A 25,063-nucleotide genomic window follows, 5' to 3' on the forward strand; every position below is an offset into this window, starting at 1 on the left:
CCCTGTTCATTCTCCGTTCATATACCCGTCACGGGGAGTACATTTTCATTGTGTACACTATCCTTAGCAGTTGATTAATGCAGCACATTCGATTCATAAGGACAGGTGATTGTATAATGAAAAAAGGACTCAGAATCCTGCTTAAGTCTATAGCGGCGTTGATGATTGTAATCGTCCTGTTTTTTGCCGTAGTATTTGTTGTCAATATCATCAGCAGCAAATCGGAGCTGAAGAAGATTGAGCCCTACGGGCAGCTTGTGCCAGTCGATGGCAAGAAGATGAATGTATTCATCCAGGGAACGGGCCCGGAGACCGTGGTGCTGCTGACGGGGTATGGCACAGGTGCGCCTGCACTGGACTTCAAACCGCTGGTGGACGAGCTGTCTCCTAACTACAAAGTAGCTGTGGTGGAGCCGTTCGGCTATGGCTTAAGTGACCGGACCGATAAGGAACGGACTTCAGCGAATATTGTCAGTGAGATTCATGAAGCGCTGCAGCAGCTTGGAATCAAGCGTTACACGCTGATGGGACATTCCATCGCCGGAATCTACGGACTGGATTATGTGAACAAGTATAAGGATGAAGTGACGGCCTTTGTAGGAATCGACAGCAGTGTGCCCAACCAAGGGGGCTTGGACGATAAAATACCGGTGGGAACACTGAAGTTCCTCGACAAATCTGGTATCATGCGATTGCTCCAAAAGATAGGCGGCGACGCATATGCCGGGCTTTCGTTCGACGAACACACCAAGCAGCAGATGAAAATGATCGCCACCAAGAATTCAAACAATGACACTGTTGTGAATGAAATCGAGCATTTTAAGGAGAATTTCATTGCAGCCCAGTCGTTGACCTTCCCTAAAGAGCTTCCACTGCTGCTCTTCGTACAGTCGAATAATACCGATGTGGAGGGCTGGATGAAGCTGCATGAGGAGCAGGTGAAGGATTCGGTGTACGGTAAGCTTGTGCCGCTTGAAGGCGGTCATTATCTGCACCATACGCTGTCGAAAGAGATTGCCAGGGATTACAGGGAGTTCATGGCAGGCGTGAAATGATATAATTGAACAAGTGCTCTCCGCAGCCGCAGGCTTCTATCCAGAAGCTTGCGGTTTGTTCAATTCTGCGGCCCCACTGATTCAAACCCTGAGCACATGGGCTATTGTATATAGATTGTTATTACATAGGGAGGCATGCACATGCTGCAATCATTACAGGCTATAGAGGCATATCGTGAAGGAGGGTGGCCTGCCGGAGAAGGCTATCCGTGGCTGGAGTATATCGTGCAGGCGGAGCAGACGATTGTTAACCTGGAGCGGATAGAATCGCTGCAGGAGCTTGCGCAGCAGAATCCGGTGCTGGATTATGTGGAGCGGAGCCTGCGGGTGCTGGACAGTCTGCCGCTGTCCTATTGGATTAAGGAACTGGCCGAGGAGACGCTGATCTGGTCGGAGGCGGCTAAGGGCGGCACCCTCCGTCAGCGCCGGAGCTGGCAGGAAGAGAGCGTTAATATCTTCGTTCACAATATCGGGTCCGCGCAGCTATACCAGCGGTATGCAGACAGCGTTCTGCAGGAGGAGGCAGGCTCTGCGGAGAAGAGACGGGTCATACATACATTGATCGAGACCCACGGGCTCATTGGACAGCAAATCCGCGGCGAGGTTCCGCCCGCCGTCAATCTTCCGTTGTCCGGGCTGGTGGAGCAGGGCCTGCTGAGCGCCGGGGAGCTGGAGCGGCTGTTGTTCGCACTGAATCACTGCATCATTGCTGCGGTCTCCCCGGAGCTGTGGCAGGAGGTCCGCCTGCAGGTCATGGAGCTGATTGCTGTAATCGCCTCCGGGAATCTGCAGCCTGAGGTCCCGATGAAGGAGCGTCTGCGGAGAATGCGCGCCGGGTCCATTGCGCAGGGGGAGGATTACGAGACGGAGTGGGACCTGCTGGTGCAGGAGGGCTTCCTTCCGGGTGCGCTGGAGCTGCTCCAGCCCGCCACCTTCTGGTATGTGGAATCGGCGCTGCAGACCTTCTCGCTGGAGCAGTTCCTGAAGGTCATGAGTCTGGTGGCCGCCAGCGGCCCGCTGGAGTTAAGCCATCTGAGCTTCGAGGCGGTCATGAACAGTATTCATTATGACTATAAGGGCAGCAAGAAGATCAATGTATATAAGAAACGGATTATAGAGAAGTATCTCTCGGAGCTGAGCTGGGAGGAGATCTACAGCGGAGCGAAGCCTTCCGGCGGCAACCCGCATCTCACGCACCGTCTGCTGGGCAAGGAGCATCTGCCGGATACGCTGTTCTTCCATTTCGAATTCTCGGCGGCGGCGGAGAAGCTGATTGAGTTCTGCATGGAGGCCGAGAAATCGGCGCTGTATGAACGGGCCGTTCTGCTGCTGTTCGATCTGTTTGATCTGCGGCGGGATGCCTTCGACCGCTTCCATAACGAGGACACCTACTTGAGCCAGATGAATGATACGGCTGATTATAAGGCGGTGATTCTGGACTACGTCACCGGACGCAAGGTGCTGGACATCGGGCCGGGCGGCGGGGTGCTGCTCGATCTGATTGAGGAGCGGATGCCGGAGGTCGTGGCGGTGGGGATCGATATCTCCAGCAATGTGATTGAAGCGCTGCGCCAGCGCAAGCAGCGTGAAGACCGCCGATGGGAGGTACTGCAGGGGGATGCGCTGAACCTGAAGGAGGATATCGAGCCGGGCACGGTGGACACGGTGATCTTCTCCTCCATTCTGCATGAGCTGTATTCCTATGTGCCGCTGGACGGCCGGAAATTCAATCACAGCACCGTAGCGGCAGCCCTGAGCAGCGCCTTCGGGGTGCTGGCGGACGGCGGTACGATCATTATCCGCGACGGGATTATGAGCGAGCCGGAGGATCAGCAGCGCCGGGTACGGTTTCTGGAGGCGGACGGCATGGCGTGGCTGGAGCGGTACGCGAAGGATTTTGCCGGACGGAATATCCGTTATGAACCGCTTGGCGCACAGGAGGTTCTGATGCCGGTGAACGACGCTATGGAATTCCTCTACACCTACACCTGGGGGGAAGAGGCCTACATTCACGAGGTTCAGGAGCAGTTCGGCTACTTCACACCCTCGCAGTACGCCGCATTCATTGAGCAGACGCTGGGGGACCGGGCCAAGATTGAGGTCTTCCGTCATTACCTGCAGGAAGGATACACGGAGGCGCTACAGGACCGGGTTGAGATTATGGATGAGCACGGCGAGCCGGTGCCGCTGCCGGACAGTACCTGCTTTATCGTGATTCGTAAGGCAGACGGGACAACCGCTGCTCCCTCAGCACCTGCGACCGATCATGAGAACTGGAGGCAGCCGAAGTGAACAATGCGAATCTCAGTGTACTTGTGGTAGAAGATGATGCCGACATTAACCGCCTGCTGTGCCGTATGCTGACAAGTGAAGGACTGACGGCCGTGCCTGCATTCTCAGGGAGCGAAGCCTCCCTCCGAATGTCGCTTGAAGACTACCAATTGATCCTGATGGACCTGATGCTGCCGGGCATGACCGGCGAATCGCTGATTGCGCAGATCCGTGAACAGTCTACCGTACCCATTATTGTAATCTCTGCCAAAAGCACGCTGGAGGACAAAGTGGGCCTGCTGCGTCTGGGAGCCGACGACTACATCACCAAGCCCTTTGACCAGGAGGAGGTGATGGCCAGAGTGTCCGCGCAGCTCCGCCGGCTGCAATACGCACCGGCCGCAGGTCCTGACGGCGAGATGCTCAAGGTACGCGGGCTGGTCATGGACAAGCAGCGGCGGGAGGTAATGCTGGACGGCCAAGTCCTGGCTTTAACCAAATACGAATTTGAGCTTCTGGCGGTGCTTCTGTCGAGGCCTGATCACATTTTCTCCAAAAGCGAGCTGTACCGGCAAATCTGGCAGGGCACTTACCTTGGGGACGATAACACCATTAATGTACATATCAGCAATCTGCGTGCCAAATTTGCCGCAATCACGGAAGAGGAGTATATCCGTACCATTTGGGGCATCGGGTTCAAGCTGGTCTAGCGGATTTCTTTAAAGTTTCTTAAGACTTTGCTTAAAGCTTATTAAAAGTGTTCTTTATACAATGGAATTATCAAACGGCAAGGGAGTCATAACGATGATGCATTGTATATTGGAGATTAAGGCGCTCAATAAGACCTATCAGGAAGCTTACGCGCTCCGGGATATTAACCTGCAGATTGAATCAGGGGATATCGTGGCACTGATCGGTAAAAATGGCGCAGGCAAAACCACGCTGTTCAAATGTATCACAGAGCAGGTGTTTCCATCGAAAGGCACGATTGCGCTATACGGACACCAGGATGATGCCGGTCTGCGGAAGGGGCGCCGGAGCATCGGGGCGATGATTGAAGAGTCAGCGTTCTTCCCGGACTTCACGGCCAGGCAGAACCTGGAGTATTTCCGCCAGCAGAGGGGTCTGGCCGGTAAGGATTCCATTGATCAGGCGCTTAAGGATGTCAATCTGCTTCATGCCGCAAACAAGAAGTTCAAAGCCTTCTCCCTCGGGATGAAGCAGCGGCTGGGACTCGCGCTTGCGCTGATGACCCGCCCCGAGCTGCTGATTCTGGATGAACCGACCAATGGCCTTGACCCGGAGGGGAAGGCGGAGATCCGCCAGCTCCTGCAGACGCTGAATGAAGAGAAGAAGGTCACAATTCTCATCTCAAGTCACGTATTGTCTGAGCTGCAGAGTGTGGCCACGCGTTATATTTTCATGGACCAGGGGCGGATTGTGGAGCAATTGACAGCAGAAGAACTGCAGCACAAGACCCGGAAAAACGTGGAGATTGTGGTGGATGACAGCGGCAAAGCGTCCACCGCTCTGGAGAAGCATTTCCCGGGTATCCCTTACCGGATCCTGCCGGGACACCGGATTCTGCTCTCCGGCGGTATGGATAAGACCGATCAGCTCAACCGGGTGCTTCATGCCCAGGGCGTCAGCGTGTATTCCATTGCGGCCACCGGCGGGGATCTGGAAGAATACTACCTGGGTCTGCTGGGAGGTGAGCGTCATGCTTAATCTGATGAAAAGTGAGCAGTACCGTTTTGTCCGAACCAAGAACTATTATTATTACGGGCTGCTCTGTGCGGTGTTAATGGCCGGTGCTGCGGTGACGCTCACTGTTTTTCATCATTCTGATCCGGGTTTCCCCTATGGGAATGAGCGCTTCTTCTACCGCAATGTGCTGGCTATGATGCCGGTGTTATTCGCATTGCTTACGATTTTTACCGGAATCCTGATGGGGGATAACAAGCATGTGCTCAAAAATACCGTAGCCTATGGCTTCAGCAGGCGCTCGATCTACACCGCCAAGCTGCTGGTTACACTTGCCGGCTTCCTGCTGTTCGCGCTCGTTCTGGTCGGGATTTCTGTCCTGCTCGGCACGAGGCTGCTGCTGCGCAGCTATGAATATGCGCTTACTGAATACTGCAAGATACTGCTGGGTATGTTGCCTGTTATGATTGCCGGGGTAACCACCTACTTCTGCCTCACCGCTGTGATGAACAAGAATGCACAGGTAACTACCGTATTCCTGCTGATTTATTTCCTGCCCTACATGATTCTGGGCGCTCTGAAAGGCAAATATGTATGGGCGGCCTGGCTCCACAGCCATAGTCCGGCTTATTATTTGTTCAATGCCTATGATATGGGGACTTATCCCGCCTGGGAGCCTTGGATTACAGGAATGGTGTATACGCTGTTCTTTTATCAATTAGGGTTGTATCTGTTCAATAAAGAAGAGTTCTAACAGGTGCAGCTAAGGAGGGAGGACGTATGTATCTTGCTATAGTCATCATTGCCGCTCTAGCTGCTGCAGGTATACTCCTTGTGTATCTGCTGCAACGGCAGAGCATTATTCAAGTGCGGCGGCAATTGGCGGAGGCGGAGGCGTCATCCCGGCAGCACCTGCATGTCAAACTGCCTCTGCCTGGGAAGGAGATGGAGCGGCTTATCGTGGCTATTAACCGGCTGCTGGATCAGCGCCAGAAGGAGCGGGTACTTCACCGGTCGAGAGAGCTCACAGTGAAGGAAGAGATTGCCAATCTGTCCCATGATCTGCGGACTCCGCTGACGTCCATGCAGGGATATGCATATCTGCTGAAGGATCCCCTTGCTTCCGAGGCTGAACGGCAGCAATATATGGAGATCATCATGCATAAGATGGCGGTTATGAACAATATTGTAGAAGCGTTCTATGAATTGTCCAGTATAGACTCTGGGGACACTCCTTTGGACAGCCAGCCGGTCTATCTCTATAGTCTGCTGAGCGAAGTGATTCTGGCGTTTCATCCGGACCTTATGCAGAAGGGCATCGAGGTGCAGCTTCATCTGGATGAGAATGTCAAGTCCATCCCGCTGGATGAGAAAGCCATGATCCGCATCTTCTCCAATGTGCTCCAGAATGTGCTCCGTTACGGTAAAAACCGCTTGACCGTCTCCCTCTATACGGAACAGCAGCAGGTTAAGCTGAAGTTCGTTAATGAAACGGAGCATATCCGCGAGCAGGATCTGCCCAGGCTGTTCCAGCGGACGTACACCAGCGATCCTTCGCGGTCAAGCGGCCAGCTTGGTCTCGGTTTGGCCATTGTTAAGCAACTGGTGGAGAAGCAGGGAGGTACGATTGCCGCTGCTCTGGAGGGCGGAGAGTTTCAATTGTCCATAGCATTCGGGGAATAGAAGTGAAGGGAGCCGCTAGTCTGCGGCTCCCTTCGTGCGTAAATCTATCGGAATTCCAGATAGAAGTTGGTATAACCTGCAGTAGCGTTGCTACTTATCCTGCTGAAGTGTGATGTTTAAGGAGCTGATTTTGCCGCCTTGTACCTTGAATTCATGTCTGAACAACTGCGGGGCAGGGACGCGATTCTTATTGAATTCGCCCTCCATCTCAGCCGTCACCGCAATGCGGCCTCCGGCTTCCTCAATCTCCATAATGGTGAAGCGGACCTTGGCCGAGAATAGCTCGGATTCTCCCCAAGCCGCTATGGCTTCAGTGCCTTCGGCCGATTTCCCGTTATCCTTGACGGTAGCGCCGGGAGCGAACAATTCAATCAGAGCATCGGGCTGGTATTGGTTCACTGCATTGTAGAAATCCTGTACCTCAATTGGCAAGGTAACATGTTGATTCATGAATATCTGCCTCCTGTAAGTGGATTGGTGGGGGGACGGCTCGCTGCCCAGGCAGCTTGTCCCGGAATGAGCCATTAGGCTACCGCTGAAGCGGCAGGTGCCGTGGTCATCCTTACAGGGTACTTAAACGTATCCGCACATCCGTAAGCAGGCAATCGCAGGGGTCCGTGGACAAGCCTAAGGATAGAGCTGGCTCTGCCCGGCGTAAGGACCGGCATCCTTGCGGAATTCGGAAGGCGAGCAATTCATCATTTTGCGGAACACTTTGATGAAGTAGCTGACATTGTCGAAGCCGACATCCATGGCGATGTCGGAGATTTTGCGGTCCCCCTGCTTAAGCAGGGCTGCGGCCTGGCGGACCCGGTAGGAGTTGATGTAATCCACGGGCGTTTTGCGTGTCATGCTTTTGAAGAACCGGCAGAATTGCCCTTCGCTCATCGGAATCAGTCCGGACAGGTCGCGGGTACGAATCGGCTCCTGATAGTTGTCCTGAATATAGAGAATTACCCGTTTCAGACGGTCAATCTTCGTAGGTTCGGCACCCTCCGACTGGCTGTGGTTGACCGAACGTCCCGGCAGCGCAAGCTGTGAGAGCATAATGAGCAGGGTTCCTTTCATGAAGGCTTCGAATCCGGGCATTTGTTGGTCATATGCCTTCATCATGCTGTTCAGATGCAGCAGCAGCTCCGCCTGCCAGGGGACGGAAGGGATGAGGTGGCGCGGAAAGCTCTGGCGTTTCTCCTGAAGCGGCAGAATGATGCTCTGCTGGATGGTATCATATTGGGCGCTGGCCAGCAGGTCGGGGTGGAAGACAAGAGCGCAGAACCGGCAGGGTGCTTCCGTAAGCGCGTATGCGGCATGGATATCGCCCGATTCAATGAAGACCGCCTCACCGGGGCGAAGCGTGAAATAGTCTGTGTCCACCTGAAACAGAATTTCGCCTTCCAGCAGCAGGAAGAATTCGGCTTCCTCATGCCAGTGGGTATCCAGGACATGTGCTCCGGCGGGAAGGTCGATCCAGTAGGCAGCGAGGGGGAACATAACATCCCCGTGTTCGCGGTCTTCCTTGAGCAGGCGCTGCGAGGTACGGTCCATTAGGGGCCTCCTTATCAGATGACGTCAGAATAGTGTTATAAATGAGCTATATATTATTAGTTTTGAGCTTTTGTTATCGGTATAATGCAACTATATACACCAAATCGAAGGGTGGCAAGTGCACATATGAAATTTACAGACGGCTTATGGCTGGTTCGTGATGGAATTACAATCAATGGTGCAGTGCAGAACTATGTAGTAGAAAAAACAGAGGAAGGCCTGACTGCGGTTACGCAGACGACTCCAATTACAGGACGTTCGGCTACGCTTAACTCGACGCTGCTGACCGTGAAATTCCACTCCCCGCTTCCGGGCGTAGTAGGAGTTAAGATTATTCATAACGACGGCGTGATTGAGCGCGGGCCTTCGTTCGAGCTGACCGAGGGCACCGGCGATCATGTGGAAATCGAGGAGACGGAAGCGCAGACGGTGCTGATCAGCGGCGGACTCCGCGTAGTCATCAACAAGGGCACTCATTGGTCTGTAGATTTCTACCGCGGCGACGAGCGCATTACCGGCAGCGGTTACAAATCGATGGCCTATATCACGGATCAGGACGGCAACACCTTCATGCGTGAAGAGCTGGATCTGGGCGTGGGCGAATTCGTGTATGGTCTGGGCGAGCGCTTTACGGCTTTTGTCAAAAACGGCCAGGTGGTCGATCTGTGGAACAAGGATGGCGGGACAAGCTCCGAGCAGGCCTACAAGAACGTTCCGTTCTATGTAACAAGCAAGGGGTACGGTGTATTCGTGAACCAGCCGGAGCTGGTCTCGTATGAGATTGCATCCGAGAAGGTGAAGAAGGCCCAGTTCAGCGTAGCCGGAGAGAGTCTGGAATACTTCGTGATTGAAGGGCCGACGATTAAAGAGGTCATCACCAAATACACCTCCCTGACCGGCAAGCCTGCGCTTCCTCCGGCCTGGACCTTCGGCCTGTGGCTGACGACTTCGTTCACTACGGACTACGATGAAGCTACCGTTAACTCCTTCGTGGAAGGAATGGCGGAGCGCGATCTGCCGCTGCATGTGTTCCACTTCGACTGCTTCTGGATGCGCGAATATCAATGGACGGATTTCCAGTGGGATTCCCGCGTGTTCCCGGACCCGGTGGGCATGCTGAAGCGTCTGCACGACAAGGGGCTGAAGATCTGTGTCTGGATCAATTCTTATATCGGGCAGCGTTCTCCGCTGTTTGAAGAAGGCCGGAAGAACGGTTATCTGCTCAAAAAAGCCAACGGCGACGTCTATCAGACGGACCTCTGGCAGGCGGGCATGGGACTGGTGGACTTCACAAACCCTGCCGCTTGTGAATGGTATGCCGGTTACCTGCGCGACCTGGTAGATATGGGCGTAGACAGCTTCAAGACCGACTTCGGCGAACGGATTCCGACGGATGTTGTCTATTTCGACGGCTCCGATCCGTACAAGATGCACAACTATTATACCCAGTTGTATAACAAGGTAGTGTTCGAGGTGCTCGAAGAGAAGCTTGGAAAAAATGAAGCCGCCGTCTTCGCACGCTCCGCCACCGCCGGCGGGCAGCAGTTCCCGGTTCACTGGGGCGGCGACTGCTATGCCGACTATGAATCCATGGCAGAGAGCCTGCGCGGCGGCCTGTCGCTCGGCTTGTCCGGCTTCGGCTTCTGGAGCCATGACATTGGCGGATTCGAGAACACCGCTCCGGCGCATGTCTTCAAGCGCTGGCTGGCCTTCGGCCTGCTCTCCAGCCACAGCCGCCTGCACGGCAGCACCTCGTACCGGGTGCCTTGGGCTTATGACGATGAAGCTGTCGATGTGACCCGCTTCTTCACCAAGCTCAAATGCAGCCTGATGCCATACCTGTATGATGTAGCCGGACAGGCGCATGAGCAGGGCTGGGCTTCGATGCGGGCCATGGTGATGGAGTTCCCGGAAGATCCGACCTGTGAAGTGCTGGACCGCCAGTACATGCTGGGCGATTCCCTGCTGGTCGCTCCGATCTTCCAGGAGAACGGCGAAGTGAAGTATTACCTGCCGGCCGGCCGCTGGACACACCTGTTAAGCGGTGAGACCGTACAGGGCGGAGCGTGGCGCAAGGAGAAGCATGACTTCTTCAGCCTGCCGCTGTTCGTCCGCCAGAATTCCCTGCTTGCCGTGGGCAGCGAGGACAGCCGTCCGGATTATGATTTTGCAGACGGCGTGAAGTTCGGTCTGTACTCCCTGGAGGAGGGTACCGCTACAGCAGCGACTGTACGCGATATCCACGGCGCACCTGAGCTGAAGGTAGAAGCTGTACGCAGCGGCAGCACTGTAACCGTAACTGCTGAAGGCAGCGGCAAAGCGTTCACCTTCGCGGTGAAGGATCTCGGCGCTATCGCTTCCGTGGAGGGTGCGGAGCAGGTGGATGAGACTACGGTGAAAGTGGACGCTGGAGCGAAGTCCGTATCGTTCACAATTACGCTGAAGTAGGACACCCGCAAGACTGAATTAACAGACTCCAACACTGGCTTAGCCCATGGCTGTGCCTTTAAGTAACCAGGCTCTCTGATGACAGGGGACATTCGTCTCCTGGATCGGGGAGCTTTTTGGGGATTGGCGGCGGTGGGGGAGGATTGTTGTACGCAATGGCGCAAAATGGGCTAAATCCTGCAAGAAATGCAACATTCCCCTCAGCAGGATCAGGGCTATGGCGAAATGTTGTCAAAAATGCAGCATTTCAGTTTCTCAGAGCGAACAAGTGGCGAAATTGCTGCATTATCTGCAACATTGTACTAAAATAGTGGGTTTCACAGGCATCAGTGTTGCAGATAATGCAACATTAGTCGGGCAGGAGTCGGGGCAAAGTTTGGTCAAAGGCGAGCTACAGTCGGGAGGAAGCCGGGCAGAAGTTGGGCCAGTCGGGTCGAAGTCGTGTCAAAGTTGGGCCAAGTTAGTGTCGAGTTAAGTTTCTGTACAGCACCAGCCGCCCTACCCACCACCCATCAGCCAGAGAAGCAACATCAGAATAAAGGAGTCGATCACTATGAACAATATTGAGAACCGTTCAAGCGGAGTGCTGAGCCAGCCGGAGTTCAGCTCGGCCACCGCGCTGTCTACTGCCGCCAACTATATTATGAATTCACCGGAGCTGTTCACCCGTACATACCGCACCTATATCCGCTTGCGGGAGAATGGCTGTCTGACGCTGAAGTTCTGGCACAGCAATGCTGTGGATTCAACCTGGGACTTGGGCGTGGACGCCAATGCCAGCGAGCCGGGCGGGGAGTGGAGCATCGAAGCGGCGTATGTTGCCGATGGCGGAGCTATGCCGGACGGCAGCGTTGTGCCGGGGTCGCAGGTTCCGGTCACCTTTGGCGGCGACCTGTCGCGGCAGGTGAAGTCGGGAGAGCAGTTCTGGAGCGATGAGTTACTGCTGGAGCTGCCGGAGGGCCATCTGCTGGCCTTCACCTGGACCTTGAAGACAGCTGGTGCAGGCAAGTCATTCCCCTTCAATGTGGAGGGAATGCTGGTGTCCGGCTACGATGCGCCAGGCACTCTGGCTGCTCAGGAGTCGGCGTCCGGGTTCAGTGAATCGGACAAGCTGCAGGTCCTTCCAAGCTTCCTGGGGTACAAGAAGGACGTAACGAAGAAGCTGGTCTTCCTGGGCGACTCGATCACACAGGGGGTGCGGACCGCCAAGGATCAATATGCGCACTGGGCAGCGAGAATTGCGGAGGGGCTGGGAACACAGTTCGGACTGTGGAATATCGGCTCCGGCTGGGGCCGGGCCTACGATGTGGCCACGGATGGTCCCTGGCTGCACAAGGCGCAGCAGGGCGATGAAGTGCTGATCGTGCTGGGAGTGAATGATCTGGATATCGGCCAGCGCCCGGCAGATGAATTGCTGCGGGACCTGGCACACATCATCTCCAGGATCAAGGAAGCCCGGCCGGAGGCAGCGGTTATTCTCAGTACGGTGCCGCCGTTCAACTTCGAGGGCGGGGGGCGGGAGACTCATTGGCGCAAAGTAAATGATTGTATCCGCACGAGCCCTCCGGCTGGTGTGGACCGCGTGTTCGACATGGCTGCCGTGCTGTCTGTTCCGGCTCCCGCCGATCACAGAATCAAGCCGGAGTATATGAGCGACGAGTTCGACCCGCATCCGAACGGTGCCGCAGGCAAGGCGGTGGCGGATGCTTTTCTGGCATGGTACGGGGACGTCCACCAGAGTGCCTAATGCTCCGCCTGGCCCCGGTAGTCCTTCGGTGAATGGCCAGTCTGCTTCTTGAAGACCTTACTGAAGTATTTGACGTCGTGGAAGCCGACCATCTCCGAGATCTGGGCCAGCTTGAGGCCCGGATTCTGCATCAGCAGCTTGGCCTTCTCGATGCGGACGCTGACGATGTAGTCGGAGAAGTTGATGCCGTATTCCTGCTTGAACCGGCGTGAGACATATTCGCGGCTGACCTGGAATTTGCCGGCAACCTCCTGCAGGGAAAGATCCGACGGGTAGTTCTGCTCGATGTATTTAACGATCTCAGTCATCGGGTTCCGCTCTTTCTGCTGTCTGTCCGCCAGCGCCCGGGATAACTGCTGCATGAATGCAAGAGACCAGTCACGCCAGGCGAACAGGGAGAAGGAGTAGCCACTCGGCTGCGGAGAAGGGTTCTGCTGGTCGCCCTGCTCCAGCTCAGCCAGCACGCGAGCCGACTGGCTGCCCAGCGCTTCACGGACCAGCCGTGCGCGCAGCAGCAGCGCGTCCGCCTTCCAGGCGTTCAGCATCTGCGGGGTAACGACACCCCGGCGGCTAAGCTCCTGGGTCCAGTGCTGAGCCGCCGCGGTCAGGGCTTCGGGCGTCCCGCTGATGACCGCCATCCGCCAGTCCTCCTGGACATCGGCGAAGCTCAGCGGGCCTGCGGTCTCCCGCTTATCGCGCTGCTCCCTACCCGGCAGCGACCCCGCTCCTGTGCCTGTCAACCTGCCTGACATCGCGCCTGCGCCCGTGCCTGGCAACCCGCCTGACATCGCGCCTGCTCCTGTGCCTGTCAACCCGCTTGCCATCGCGCCTGCTCCCATGCCTGTCAACCCGCCTGACATCCCGCCCGTCAACACCTCCGTGCCTGTCAACCCGCCCGGCCCTATGTCCGCACTCCGGACGGATTCAGCGGCCGCATAATGGCAGTAATCCTCATGCCTAAGCAGATTCCGCCGCAGCAGGGCTTCGGCGGCTTCGGTGCGTCCTGCCGGCAGATGCGCGGGGAAGGCTCCCGGCGTGCTGATTCCGAAATGCATGCGGAACTGCAGCGTAAGGAAGATCCCCTGATTCATCCGGCTGATCAGCGAGGTGACGGATTCATGCGGCTCCCAGAGCAGGATGGCAATCTCCGGCGGACCGCCCCAATAGCGGAAGGCGATGCCGTTGCCTTGCTGCTGCAGAAATTCGTTGCAGATGTTCACAATGGCGTAGTAGAGCAGTTCGCTGTCGCCGCCGAAGCGCCGCAGCAGCGGATTATTGCCGCTGTCCGTCTGCACGAGGATCAGGCGCGAAGTCTTGATGTCCGGCGGAATGATGCCGTCATGGATCAGGCGGCGCAGCGAGGCCTCGGCGTTCACCCTGTCATCGATCAACGCGGAGAGCAGCTTCTCCCCGAAGATCGGCTTGATCTCATTCAGCCGCAGGCTCTGGCGCTGGCGGAGATTGCGTTCCGCCTCCTCGGCCCGCCAGGCGGATACCGCCTTGGATACCGCGCTGTTAATCATATCCGGCTCAATCGGCTTCAGGATATAATCGATGCCGCCGTGGCGGACGGTCTGGCGGACGAAGTCGAAATCATTATGCCCGCTGACCACAATGAATTTGGTGCTGCCTGCGAATTCATCGACCCAGGTCATCAGCTCCAGGCCGCTCCCCGACTCCATCATCATATCCATTATGACCAGCGCGGGCTTCTCCCGGCGGATCAGGGCGATGGCCTCGTTGCCGTTGCCGGCCTCCAGAATCTCCTCAATCTGATGGGCCTCCCAGTCCACCAGCAGGCGGACCGCCTTCCTGACTCTTGCTTCGTCGTCTACAATCAGTGCCTTCATATCCGTTCACTCTCCACTACGATATCGATTTCCAGGCGGATGATTACTCCGCCTTCCTTCAGATTATCCACCGTCAGCAGGGCATTATCCCCGCAGACCAGCCGCAGCCTGGCCAGCACATTCCCTAGGCCGATGCCCGCCCCCGGAGCATCGCGTCTGCTGTAGCTGTCCTGGCCGGCATTCTGGAGCAGCTCCCTTTCCTCAGCGGACCGGGGCTGCTCCAGCTCCTTGCGCAGCGCCTCCAGTCTGCCTGCCGGAATGGGGAGGCCATTGTTGGCGATGCTGATCTCCATCCGCTCCGGGGTTAACCCGGCCACACTAATCTCAATACATCCGTCCTGGCGGTCAAGCTGGAAGCCGTGCTTAAAATAATTCTCCACAATCGGCTGGAGAATCATCTTGGGCATCAGCGCCTGGAGCAGCGGCTCCTCCATATCGTAGCGGAAACTGAACTTATTCTCAAAACGCTCCTTTTGCAGCTCAATATACGCTTTGACATGGTCCAGTTCGTTCTGGACCGTCACGATCTTCTCATCATTGTACATGCTGTAGCGCATCATCTTGGCCAGCGCGGAGAGCAGGCCGTAGATCTGCGGCACCTTCAGCTCCAAGGCGAGCGTACCGATAATCTGCAGCGTGTTGTTCAGAAAATGCGGGTTAATCTGCGACTGCAGCGCCCTCAGCTCATTGGTCTTGTTCGACAGCTCCAGCCGGTACTCCCGCAGAATCAGATTGTTGATCGTGTCCATCATACTGCGGAAATGCTCGGTGACGACGCCGATTTCATCTTTTCCCGCCGGGCGGATATCGATCTCAAGATTCCCGGTCTGGACCTGATTCATGTACCGGGTCAGCTGCTTGATCGGGGCGGTGATCCGGAAGGAGACAAGAACGGTCAGGACAATGATCGTAATGAGCAGCAGGACCAGCAGTAACACGTTGATCCCCGCAGCCTCTTTGGCTTCCCGGAACAGATATGAGACAGGAATTTGCTTGACCAGCGTCCAGCTGAGGCCAATGCTGTCGATTTGCTGATAGATGAACACAGCGCCGTCCTGCTCGAAATACCCCTGGGTCCCGCTGCGGTCCGCGATCTGCCTGTTGTACCACGCTGCATCCAGCGGTTGGCCCAGAGCAGCGGTGTCCTGGCCGTAGACCAGTCTGCCGCTGCTGTCCAGCAGGTAGATCTGCTCCTGATCCCGCTCGTACAGCTGGTCCACAATATCACCGATTGCGGCCAGCTTGACATCAATCGACAGATAACCGAGGGCCTCTGAGGAGGGGATACGCTCAATCCGGCGGTGCATCGTAAAAACCGGCTCCGGCACGAACTGTGTTAACGGCAGGTTCAGCCCGTAAGCGTTGCTCAGATGCGTGCTTTGTACCTCCACCGGAGTGCTGCCCGTGACCCTCGATTCCCGGTATGGCGTATTTCTCAGCCAGCGCTTGGGCGTGGTATTGTCTGTAATCAATGTAGCTTTCGCGTCTTTCACACCATATAAGTACACCTGCGAGATATTCGGGAGCGAGGTGGAGATATAGCTGAGCGAGTTATAGATGGCGATATCGGAGGACAGGTCGTCATATCCTGCTTCAAGCAGCCGGTAAAAATCGCCGTCCGAATACACATTTAGCGACAGACGGTTGATCTCCTGGAGCAGGCTGTCGATGTTTTTGTAGCCCTGATAGAGCAGATTCTTGTTCTCTTCAACCGCCCGGTCCCTCAGTGACTTGGTGGTGTGGGAATAGCTGACATACATCGTAGCCATAATGCAGATTAAGGTGGGTACGAGCAGGAAGACGATCAGCTTCGTGCGGATACTGGTCCATTTCATGGGGCGGGTCACATCCAGGTCAATATTTTACACCCTAAAGATCACTTGCGTAGGTGTAAGCGGCTCTGCAAAAAACAGATAATATCTTTAGATCATAAACAAGTGAGTGAGTAAAAGAAAGGGGGGCCATAACATGCGCGGCAATAAATTGTCCCAGTTCGGTCAGCAGGTATTTTTCGTTGGCCCGGCATTATTGTTTTTTACCTTGATCATGATTATTCCGTTTCTGATGGGGATGTACTACTCCTTCACAGACTGGAACGGCGTATCAGGTAATGTGAGCTGGGTCGGCTTTGAGAATTTTAAAAGTATTTTTACGAATGATCGCGATTTCTGGTCATCCTTCTGGTTTACCGTGAGGTTCACCGTGCTGGGTGTGATATTGACCAACATAGTAGGCTTCTTCCTGGCCTATCTGCTGACCAAACCTTTGAAGACACGCAATATGCTCCGGACCATATTTTTCATGCCGAATGTGATCGGGGGTCTGCTGCTGGGGTTCATCTGGCAGTTCATCTTCATCAAAGGCTTCGCCACCATGGGTGACCTTACAGGCCTGTCCTTCTTCAACCTTCCCTGGCTCGGGGATGCGACCACCGGCTTCTGGGCGATTGTCATGGTATTCATCTGGCAGTCCTCCGGCTATCTGATGGTCATCTACATCGCTTCGCTCAGCAATGTCTCCAAGGAAGTGCTGGAAGCTGCCGAGATTGACGGCGCCTCGCGGATGCAGGTGCTGCGCAACATCATCTTGCCGCTGATTATGCCTGCGGTTACGATCGGACTGTTCCTGGCGATCTCCTGGTCCTTCAAGATGTTCGACCTGAACCTCTCGCTGACCAAAGGCGGACCGTTCAAATCGACGGAATCTGTAGCGATGAACATCTATAACGAAGCCTTCCTGAACAACCGTTATGGTCTGGGTACGGCAAAGGCGCTGTTATTCTTCCTCATTGTAGCGCTGATCACTGTCATTCAGGTCCGTATAACGAAGAGTAAGGAGGTAGAAGCTTAATGAATGCCAAGACCAAAAACAGATGGAATATCGGGATTGAAGTAATTATGATCCTGCTGGCGCTTCTGTTCCTCTCTCCGTTCTACTTCCTGCTGGCGAACTCGGTGAAATCCTTCGGCGAGATTCTGAGCGATGCGGCCAGCTGGCCGCAGAGCTTCATGTGGGAGAACTATGCGAATGCGTGGAAGCTGGCCCGGTTCTCCGAGGCCTTCCGCAACTCGCTGATCATTACGATCATCAGTGTAACGCTCATCTCGCTGTTCAGCGCGATGGCGGCGTACCGCATGGTGCGTGCCAATACCCGGTTCAACCAGATTCTGCTGCTGCTGATGGTAGCGGCGATGGTGGTTCCGTTCCAGACCATTATGATTCCGATCCTGAAGGTTGTGAATGTCCTGGGCGTGAACAACTCCTTCACAGGTCTCATTATCTCCCATCTGGGCCTCAGCATTCCGATGGCGATCTTCCTGTTCCACGGCTTCATCAAGTCGGTACCGCTGGAGATTGAAGAGGCGGCTACGGTGGATGGCTGCAACCCGATCTCGGCGTTCTTCCGGATTGTATTGCCCCTGCTGAAGCCGATGCTGATGACCATTATCGTGCTGAATGCGCTGGGGATCTGGAATGACTATCTGTTGCCGTCCCTGATTCTTCAGGCACCTGAACTGCGGACGATTCCGCTGGCGACCTTCTCCTTCTTCGGCCAATATACGAAGCAGTGGGATATGGCGCTTCCGGCCCTGACCATCGGGATTGCCCCAATCGTCATCTTCTATCTGTTCATGCAGCGTTACATTGTTGAGGGAATAGCGGCCGGCTCGGTGAAGGGTTAATTCACCGGGCTCCCGTTCCACATAAGAAGCAGTTAAATTATTCAAGGGGGAAATATCTAATGAAGAAGAAACATTCTGCACTGATGATGTCATCCGTAATGCTAATGTCAGTAGTGCTCGCGGCTTGCGGCGGCAATGCCGATAAGTCTGCCTCAAATAATACTTCGAATGGAAGCGCTGGCAACAGCGGAGCCGTGAAGACGGTTAAGATTTTCCAGTTCAAGACAGAGATTGTGGAAGGCCTCAATGAGCTGAAGGTGGAATTCGAGAAGGAGCATCCGAACATTAAGCTGGATATCCAGACGGTCGGCGGCGGCGCAGACTACGGTGCAGCCCTGAAGACGAAGTTCGCTTCCGGCGATGCTCCTGATATTTTCAGTAACGGCGGGTATGCCGAAATGGCACTGTGGGCAGACAAACTGGAAGACCTGTCTGACCAGCCTTGGGTGAAGGATCTGATTCCACTTGCAGCAGAGCCTATGACCAAGGACGGCAAAACCTACGGGATGCCAATGAACCTTGAAGGAATCGGTTATGTGTACAACAAGGACCTGTTCGCCAAGGCCGGGATTACAGAGACGCCCAAAACCATTTCACAGCTTGAAGAAGCAGCTAAAAAGCTGCAGGCGATTGGCGTAACTCCGTTCGGCAACGCCTATCAGGAATGGTGGCTGCTGGGGATTCAGGGGATTAGCGTAGCTTTTGCACAGCAGGATAATGTGGATGAATTCATCAAGGGCCTGAACGACGGAACTGCATCCATTGTAGGAAATGAGAAGTTCAAGGATTGGAGCAATCTGCTGAACCTGACGGTAAAATACGGCCAGAAGAATCCGCTGACCACCGATGCTAACACTCACCTGGCGCTGTTCGCCAAGGGCGAAACGGCTATGATGCAGGAAGGCAACTGGGCACAGACGCTGGTAGATAACATTACGCCGGACATGAACATCGGGATGTTCCCGATGCCAATCAACGACGATGCGGCGATGAACGATAAGCTGTCGGTGGGCGTTCCTGCGAACCTGGTAGTCAACAAGGAATCCGGCTCCAAGGAAGAAGCCAAGACGTTCCTGAACTGGCTGGTGACTTCGGATATGGGTAAAGAGTATATCGTTAAGAAATGGAAGTTCATTCCTGCGCTGTCGACCATTCCGGCAACCCCTGAAGATATCGGTCTCCTGGGTGCGGATGTCTGGAATTATGTAAAAGAAGACAAGGTATACGGACTGCAGGCGTCCAAATTCCCGGATGGTGTCACTCAGGAATTCGCCAGCTCCATTCAAGAGCTGATCGCCGGCAAAGTTGATGAAGCAGGCTGGGAAAAGAGTATGCAGGCTGCCTGGGATAAGCTGAAGAAATAACAAATAGATTCAAATGGATCGGCCCGGACGCTTCCGTCTATCTCTGCATATGAGGTGGGCGGGAGCGTTCTTTCCGGTTGGGCCCCGAAGCGGCGGACAGGTCAGGTGTTGCGGCGGAGCTGCGGAGCAAGAGCGGGAAGAGACGGGAGAGAGTAGAGATACCAGAGAGACGGGAGAGACGGGAGAGACGGCTATGGCTAGTGCAGCTTCCTGAACTGCTCCGGCGTGACCGCCGACTGCTTGCGGAAGGTGGCCACGAAATGGCTGACGTCGCGGAAGCCGACCTGCTGTGAGATGGCCTTGACGGTTAGCCCAGGCTTAGCAACCAGCAGCTCCTTGCTCTTGCGGATACGCAGCCGTACGAAATAAGCATAGGGCGAGAGGCCGAAGGTCTGCAGGAACAGGCTGTTCAGATATCTCCCGGACACCCCAAGCTGCGAAGCGAGATCGTTCAGGCCTATTTCGGGATCGCCGTAATGGTTGTCCATCCATTTCAGCAGCGGCTGCAGCTTGTCTACATTACGGGAGATCGCCGTGTTATTATGCAGCTGTCCGTATTTGTTCAGAGTCAGCAGGAACCGGTAGGCATCGCTGGATTCTCCCAGGCTGAACATGTCGCTTGAAGCATCGTGGCGGTCCAGCATCTCCTTCAGCATCATGCGCAGCGGAGCCTCACTCTCCCAGCGGTAGAACAGGCTGGTATTCATCCCGAGCGAATCCAGAATATACCGGGCTGAGGTCCCGCCGAAGGTGAGATAATAGGTGCGCCACGCCACCTCGGAGGAGAGAGATTCATAACGATGCGGTGTACCCGGCATCAGCAGAATGCCGCTGTCTCCGGTGAGGGTGAGCTTCTTATTGTCGAAGTGAATAATTCCTCCGCCGGATGCGGTCTGCAGCCAGTGATAGGTGTGATAGCCTTGCGGGCGGGAGACTTTCTCCTGATCGGGGTTATAGCCCATACTGTCTAGCGTAATGGGGAGCAACTGGCCGCTCTCCTGGGCGAATACGATTCTGCGGACGGCATCCACTGACATTGCTGCTTCACTCCTGTTGTTCCATATTATTATACTCAAATTCATTAATATTATATTTATAGTGACCCGGATAGATCTTAAAATAAGAATATACTTATACTATAAAGGATGTGCTAAGTGTGATCAACGAGAAGTTACCTAAGATATGGTACGGTGGAGATTATAACCCGGAGCAATGGGATGCCCCGGTATGGGCTGAGGACGAGCGGATGTTCAAGCTGGCGGGAATTGACGTTGCCACCATTAACGTGTTCTCCTGGGCGTTGATCCAGCCGTCTGAGGATACGTACGATTTCACCGGTCTGGATGAGTTAATCGACCGCTTATATAAGAATGGAACCTATGTATGTCTGGCTACCGGTACAGGTGCGCATCCGGCCTGGATGGCCCACCGTTATCCTGAGGTTACGCGCGTGGATGTCCAGGGCAGGAAGCGTAAATTCGGCGGACGCCACAACTCCAATCCGAACAGTGCAGTGTACCGCAAATATGCAACATTGCTGGCAGGCAAGCTGGCTGAACGCTATAAGGATCATCCGGGCCTGATGGCCTGGCATATCTCCAATGAATATGGCGGATATGATTACTCCGAGCAGTCCGAGGCTGCTTTCCGGGTCTGGCTGAAGAAGCGTTACGGTACGCTGGAAGCGCTCAACAGAGCCTGGAATACCCGGTTCTGGGGCCATACCTTCTATGATTGGGAGGAAATCGTAGTCCCGAATGAGCTTAGTGAAGAGTGGAACGGCAACCGGACGAACTTCCAGGGGATTTCCCTGGACTACCGCAGATTCATGTCGGATAGCCTGCTGGAATGCTATATCCTTGAGTATGAGGCCATTAAGCAGCACAGCACGGATATCCCGGTTACGACCAATCTGATGGGCTTCTACCCGGAGCTGGATTATTTCAAGTGGGCCAAATATCTCGATGTGATCTCCTGGGACAACTACCCGTCCCTGGACACGCCGGTCAGCCACACGGCCATGACGCATGATCTGATGCGCGGCCTGAAGAACGGCCAGCCGTTCATGCTGATGGAGCAGACGCCGAGCCAGCAGAACTGGCAGCCCTACAATACGCTGAAGCGTCCCGGCGTCATGCGCCTGTGGAGCTATCAGGCGGTAGCGCGCGGTGCAGACACCGTGCTGTTCTTCCAGCTCCGCAGGTCCATCGGAGCCTGCGAGAAGTATCACGGAGCGGTGATTGAGCATGTGGGGCATGAGCATACCCGGGTATTCCGTGAATGTGCCGAGCTTGGCCGGGAGCTGGAGCAGCTTGGCGATGAGCTGCTGGATGCACGCAGCGCGGCGCAGATCGGGATTATCTACGACTGGGAGAACCGGTGGGCTCTTGACCTCTCCAGCGGCCCGTCTGTTGCGCTGAATTATGTGAATGAGGTTCATAAATATTATGATGCGCTTTATCAGCAGAATATCGAAGCGGATATGATCGGCGTGGAAGAGGACCTGTCGAAATACAAGGTTGTCATTGCACCGGTGCTGTATATGGTGAAGCCGGGGTTTGCCGAGAAGGTCGAAGCCTTCGTTCAGGCCGGCGGAACCTTCATTACGACTTATTTCAGCGGCATAGTGAATGAGAATGATCTGGTCACGGTTGGCGGTTACCCTGGAGAGCTGCGCAAGGTTCTCGGCATCTGGGCAGAGGAGATCGACGCCCTGCTGCCGGGCATGAGCAACGAGATCGTGATGAACAAGGAATGGGGAGCACTGAACCGTTCCTATGGCTGTGATCTGCTCTGTGACCTGATTCATACCGAAGGCGCAGAAGTACTGGCCGAGTATGGCACTGACTTCTACAAAGGGATGCCGGCCCTGACTGTGAACAGCTTCGGCGCAGGCAAAGCCTATTATGTGGCCACAAGCCCCGATGCCGCCTTCCTGCGCGGATTCCTGGCTAACCTGTGCGGGGATAACGGCATTGCCCCGCTGGTCAGCGCACCGGAGGGGATCGAGTCTGTCCGGCGGGTGAAGGATGGCGTATCCTACCTGTTCCTGCTGAACCATACCGCCGGGGAGCTTAGTGCGGACATCGGCACCGGCGAACGGACCGATCTGCTTACCGGCCAGAAGTTCAGCGGTTCCACTGTAGTTCCCGGCCGTGGAGTGCTGATTTTGTCAGACAAACCGTAATTGGCTGCACCTACGTTAAAAAAGCAGCGATTCTCCCGTAATAGGAGAATCGCTGCTTTCTAGTTTCTGGTCCATTGCTGCTTGCTTCAATAGATTATGGGCGTACGAAAGTTGGGTCGTTGCCGGTTTGAAGAGACGAATAGACTCACTGAGTATAATTGAAGAACCTTTTTCCGTTCACGCAGCGTCCATCCAAGCGCTTAAGTTGATCTTGCTTGTGTTATGACGTAAAGGAACCGAAGTCCGTAATCTTCAAATCAACCTCAAGATGGATGGGAGTCCGGCTGAACACCTCATCCCAGTTATCCTCCAGCTTGCGCCATAGGGCGGGTTTCTGAATCTTGAGCATGCTTGAGAATCCGATGGCATCTGCTTTGTAATCGGACTGTACCTTGTGGAACAGGCTCTGCATCATCTGCTCCAGCCGTTTTTTGAACAGCTGTTCTGCTTTTTGGGGGAGATGAGTGGCCGCAGGGTATTCCTCGACGTTCCAGGTCTCACTTAGCCGTCCCTCCGTTGAAATCTTGACATCGAAGGACAGATGGTCATCGTCTACTTTGGCAGTGATTTTAGTTTTCATGGCCTTGAGTTCATAGGTTATCGGCTCATTGCTCCAATCATAGGTTTTGATGACACCGCTCTGCCCCCTGTTGGTCAGCCAGGACAGGCATTCGGTATCCTCCTGATTCAGCGCTCCCACCCAGCGCCCGGTACCTCCCTTGATCACCCCGGCTCCAGAGAATTCAACCTCGCCGTTCGCCGACACCAGGTTCTGCAGCGCATAACTGCGTTTGGAGTACATGAAGGAATCCAGCTTGGATAAAATAACCGGGTCGAGCACCTTGCTGGTTCTCTTCTGATTACGCAGCATATCTCTGATGTGAAAGGAAGGGATGACACTCTTTTGCTGGGAAATCATCGTATCCTCCGCCCGGCCCTGGCTGATGAATACCATCGTACTGGGGCGGATATCATTGTCCCGAAGCACAAAATCCATTAACTGGTTCATGCTCTGCTGCTTGAGCAGCTCGGTGGACACGACAATTACCTTGAGGTGATGCCCGATAATCGGCCGGTCACGCAGGATGGAGTACTGCCGGAAGATCTCCAGCACAGAGTCTCCGGTTCCTGTTACATTCAGATAAGGGGCTTGGTTGCTGTTCGTATTCTCTGCGCCACCTACCGAATTAGCCGGAACCACCTGAACCGTAGCTGTAATCTTATTCCGCTTGGTATAAGTCGCGCCTTGCTCCTCCAGCTTCTGCTCTGTGGGCGACAGCTCCGCACTATCCAGAGCCAGCCCTGAGTATAGGGCCAGATCCTCAATCTCCTTGCTGCTCCAGCAGGAGGTCTGTGTAGCAAGGATCAGCAGGCTGCACAGCAGTACCAGAATTCGTCTACACACGCTGCTTCAACCCCTTCGTCCGGATGAGCCACACTATCGAGAGCAGGACAGGCACGAGCAGGAACAGCACCGCGCCCATCCTGCCGATGGCATCCCCAAGTGCAAACAGGTCGCTTAAGGACTTCGGCACCATCGCCGAGATGAACAGGAGCGGAACCAAGGCATAAATAATCGGATGGACCTTAAGCTTGAAGATCTGTGAAATGCCCAGCGAGGCCTGGAAGAAGAAACTGCTGAAGTTGCAGAACATCTGCATCAGCCAGATGACCATGAACGGGAATTCCATCCGCTCGAAGAAAAATCCCGGCACCTCAAAGCTGCGCATCAGGTCGATGGTGGGCCAGGTGCTGGTTCTGGCGGAACCGATAGAAATCCCGCCGATGACTATAATAACAGTCAGGAGGTAGATTGCCGTCAGAATGGCCATCCCTCCAAGGATAGCTTTGACAGCTTGCTTAGGGTCCTGCATGAACGCTACGAGCGTCATAGTAACTTCGCAGCCCGTGAATACAAGCACTGTGGATTTCAGTCCTGCGAATACGGGAGCTACTCCATTGCCGAGTACAGGCCGCAGATGCTCGGGATCAAATATCCGCAGACTGAGCACGAAGGAGATCAGCAGAATCATAACACTGATCGGAAACACAATGGTATAGACACGGGCAATAGAATTGATTCCTCCGCATACCAGATAGGTGCTCAGCCAGAGGAAAGGCAGAATAACCGCCCAGATGGGGGTCCCTTCCAGCAGGAAGAACAGGGTGACCTCGGCCAGGGTGCGGATCTCAAAGCCGGCGATAGTGACGAAATACAGAATGAGCAGCAGGGACAAGATTCCACCGATGAACCGGCCGGTGAGCCGGCGGGAATACTGGAAGACGGTTTGCCCCGGGAACTGCTGGCTGATCTTCACCATGACAAGTACAGCGAGCATCACAATCGCTCCGCCCAGCAGGACGGAAATCCAGGCATCCGGAGTTTTGACACTCTCGCTTACACTGCGCGGTAGCGTGAGAATTCCCGCGCCCAGCAGCGTATTGTTCAAGAAAATGGCCGTTTGTGCAGCAGTGATTTTGTCATCAGTGCGTATGAACATGATACGTCCTCCTTACGCGCAGGCG

The 25,063-nt window shown here is 54.9% G+C and carries 19 protein-coding genes; 12 read left to right on the plus strand and 7 right to left on the minus strand.

Annotated elements, in window-relative coordinates:
• Window positions 1-116: 116 nt before the first annotated feature.
• The 6 genes from MHH28_RS27010 (at window position 117) to MHH28_RS27035 (ending at window position 6,713) form a co-directional block, all read left to right on the plus strand.
• A complete protein-coding gene (locus MHH28_RS27010) occupies window positions 117-1,055 on the plus strand; it encodes an alpha/beta fold hydrolase (RefSeq protein WP_405107352.1) in 939 nt (312 codons plus the stop codon).
• Window positions 1,056-1,196: 141 nt separating this feature from the next.
• Window positions 1,197-3,347, plus strand: coding sequence for a class I SAM-dependent methyltransferase (locus tag MHH28_RS27015; RefSeq protein WP_405107354.1), 2,151 nt, complete (start codon window positions 1,197-1,199; stop codon window positions 3,345-3,347).
• The gene (locus tag MHH28_RS27020) at window positions 3,344-4,036 is read left to right on the plus strand and encodes a response regulator transcription factor (protein ID WP_405107357.1); all 693 of its coding nucleotides are present in this window, start codon (window positions 3,344-3,346) and stop codon (window positions 4,034-4,036) included. The genes MHH28_RS27015 and MHH28_RS27020 overlap by 4 nt, the downstream gene beginning before the upstream one ends.
• Before the next feature lie 94 nt (window positions 4,037-4,130).
• Window positions 4,131-5,054, plus strand: a complete 924-nt coding sequence (locus tag MHH28_RS27025; RefSeq protein ID WP_405107358.1) for an ABC transporter ATP-binding protein — start codon at window positions 4,131-4,133, stop codon at window positions 5,052-5,054.
• Window positions 5,047-5,784, plus strand: a complete 738-nt coding sequence (locus tag MHH28_RS27030; RefSeq protein ID WP_405107360.1) for an ABC transporter permease — start codon at window positions 5,047-5,049, stop codon at window positions 5,782-5,784. The genes MHH28_RS27025 and MHH28_RS27030 overlap by 8 nt, the downstream gene beginning before the upstream one ends.
• 26 nt (window positions 5,785-5,810) lie before the next feature.
• Window positions 5,811-6,713, plus strand: coding sequence for a sensor histidine kinase (locus MHH28_RS27035; RefSeq protein ID WP_405107362.1), 903 nt, complete (start codon window positions 5,811-5,813; stop codon window positions 6,711-6,713).
• Window positions 6,714-6,803: 90 nt separating this feature from the next.
• Here MHH28_RS27035 and MHH28_RS27040 read toward each other — a convergent pair whose 3' ends face one another.
• Together MHH28_RS27040 and MHH28_RS27045 are read right to left on the minus strand one after the other, a co-directional pair.
• Window positions 6,804-7,163: a nuclear transport factor 2 family protein gene (locus tag MHH28_RS27040; RefSeq protein WP_405107365.1), complete on the minus strand. Its 360-nt coding sequence runs from the start codon at window positions 7,161-7,163 to the stop codon at window positions 6,804-6,806.
• A 177-nt stretch (window positions 7,164-7,340) separates the two neighbouring features.
• Window positions 7,341-8,258 (minus strand): helix-turn-helix domain-containing protein, encoded by a 918-nt coding sequence (locus MHH28_RS27045; protein ID WP_405107368.1) that lies wholly within the window; start codon window positions 8,256-8,258, stop codon window positions 7,341-7,343.
• 126 nt (window positions 8,259-8,384) lie between these two features.
• Between MHH28_RS27045 and yicI the strand changes: the two genes are divergently transcribed.
• Window positions 8,385-10,706 carry an alpha-xylosidase gene (gene yicI / locus MHH28_RS27050; protein WP_405107371.1) on the plus strand — a complete coding sequence of 774 codons (2,322 nt, stop codon included), beginning with the start codon at window positions 8,385-8,387 and terminating at the stop codon, window positions 10,704-10,706.
• Window positions 10,707-11,259: 553 nt separating this feature from the next.
• Complete coding sequence (locus MHH28_RS27055; protein ID WP_405107373.1) at window positions 11,260-12,453, plus strand: SGNH/GDSL hydrolase family protein; 1,194 nt, start codon at window positions 11,260-11,262, stop codon at window positions 12,451-12,453.
• Here MHH28_RS27055 and MHH28_RS27060 read toward each other — a convergent pair.
• Together MHH28_RS27060 and MHH28_RS27065 are read right to left on the minus strand one after the other, a co-directional pair.
• Complete coding sequence (locus MHH28_RS27060; RefSeq protein WP_405107376.1) at window positions 12,450-14,303, minus strand: helix-turn-helix domain-containing protein; 1,854 nt, start codon at window positions 14,301-14,303, stop codon at window positions 12,450-12,452. The genes MHH28_RS27055 and MHH28_RS27060 overlap by 4 nt on opposite strands.
• On the minus strand, window positions 14,300-16,138 hold the full coding sequence (locus tag MHH28_RS27065) for a histidine kinase (RefSeq protein ID WP_341187019.1): 1,839 nt from the start codon (window positions 16,136-16,138) through the stop codon (window positions 14,300-14,302). Before MHH28_RS27065 ends, MHH28_RS27060 begins: the two co-directional genes overlap by 4 nt.
• A gap of 133 nt (window positions 16,139-16,271) precedes the next feature.
• Between MHH28_RS27065 and MHH28_RS27070 the strand changes: the two genes are divergently transcribed.
• From MHH28_RS27070 to MHH28_RS27080, 3 genes are read left to right on the plus strand one after another with little or no spacing between them, the layout of a single operon-like run.
• Window positions 16,272-17,153 carry a sugar ABC transporter permease gene (locus MHH28_RS27070; RefSeq protein WP_341187020.1) on the plus strand — a complete coding sequence of 294 codons (882 nt, stop codon included), beginning with the start codon at window positions 16,272-16,274 and terminating at the stop codon, window positions 17,151-17,153.
• Window positions 17,153-17,986 (plus strand): carbohydrate ABC transporter permease, encoded by an 834-nt coding sequence (locus tag MHH28_RS27075; RefSeq protein WP_341187021.1) that lies wholly within the window; start codon window positions 17,153-17,155, stop codon window positions 17,984-17,986. Before MHH28_RS27070 ends, MHH28_RS27075 begins: the two co-directional genes overlap by 1 nt.
• Before the next feature lie 59 nt (window positions 17,987-18,045).
• Window positions 18,046-19,350: an extracellular solute-binding protein gene (locus MHH28_RS27080; RefSeq protein ID WP_341187022.1), complete on the plus strand. Its 1,305-nt coding sequence runs from the start codon at window positions 18,046-18,048 to the stop codon at window positions 19,348-19,350.
• A 197-nt stretch (window positions 19,351-19,547) separates the two neighbouring features.
• Here the strand turns inward: MHH28_RS27080 and MHH28_RS27085 are convergent, their stop codons facing one another.
• Window positions 19,548-20,387, minus strand: coding sequence for an AraC family transcriptional regulator (locus tag MHH28_RS27085; RefSeq protein ID WP_341187024.1), 840 nt, complete (start codon window positions 20,385-20,387; stop codon window positions 19,548-19,550).
• Window positions 20,388-20,506: 119 nt separating this feature from the next.
• On the opposite strand from MHH28_RS27085, the gene MHH28_RS27090 reads away from it, so the two are divergent.
• A complete protein-coding gene (locus MHH28_RS27090; RefSeq protein ID WP_405107382.1) occupies window positions 20,507-22,537 on the plus strand; it encodes a beta-galactosidase in 2,031 nt (676 codons plus the stop codon).
• A gap of 220 nt (window positions 22,538-22,757) precedes the next feature.
• Here the strand turns inward: MHH28_RS27090 and MHH28_RS27095 are convergent, their stop codons facing one another.
• Window positions 22,758-23,942, minus strand: a complete 1,185-nt coding sequence (locus MHH28_RS27095) for a Ger(x)C family spore germination protein (protein ID WP_341187026.1) — start codon at window positions 23,940-23,942, stop codon at window positions 22,758-22,760.
• The gene (locus tag MHH28_RS27100) at window positions 23,935-25,038 is read right to left on the minus strand and encodes a GerAB/ArcD/ProY family transporter (protein ID WP_341187027.1); all 1,104 of its coding nucleotides are present in this window, start codon (window positions 25,036-25,038) and stop codon (window positions 23,935-23,937) included. Before MHH28_RS27100 ends, MHH28_RS27095 begins: the two co-directional genes overlap by 8 nt.
• Window positions 25,039-25,063 lie beyond the last annotated feature (25 nt).

Origin of the sequence: Paenibacillus sp. FSL K6-1217 (genome assembly GCF_045040735.1) — a bacterium.
Lineage (GTDB): Bacteria > Bacillota > Bacilli > Paenibacillales > Paenibacillaceae > Paenibacillus_AQ.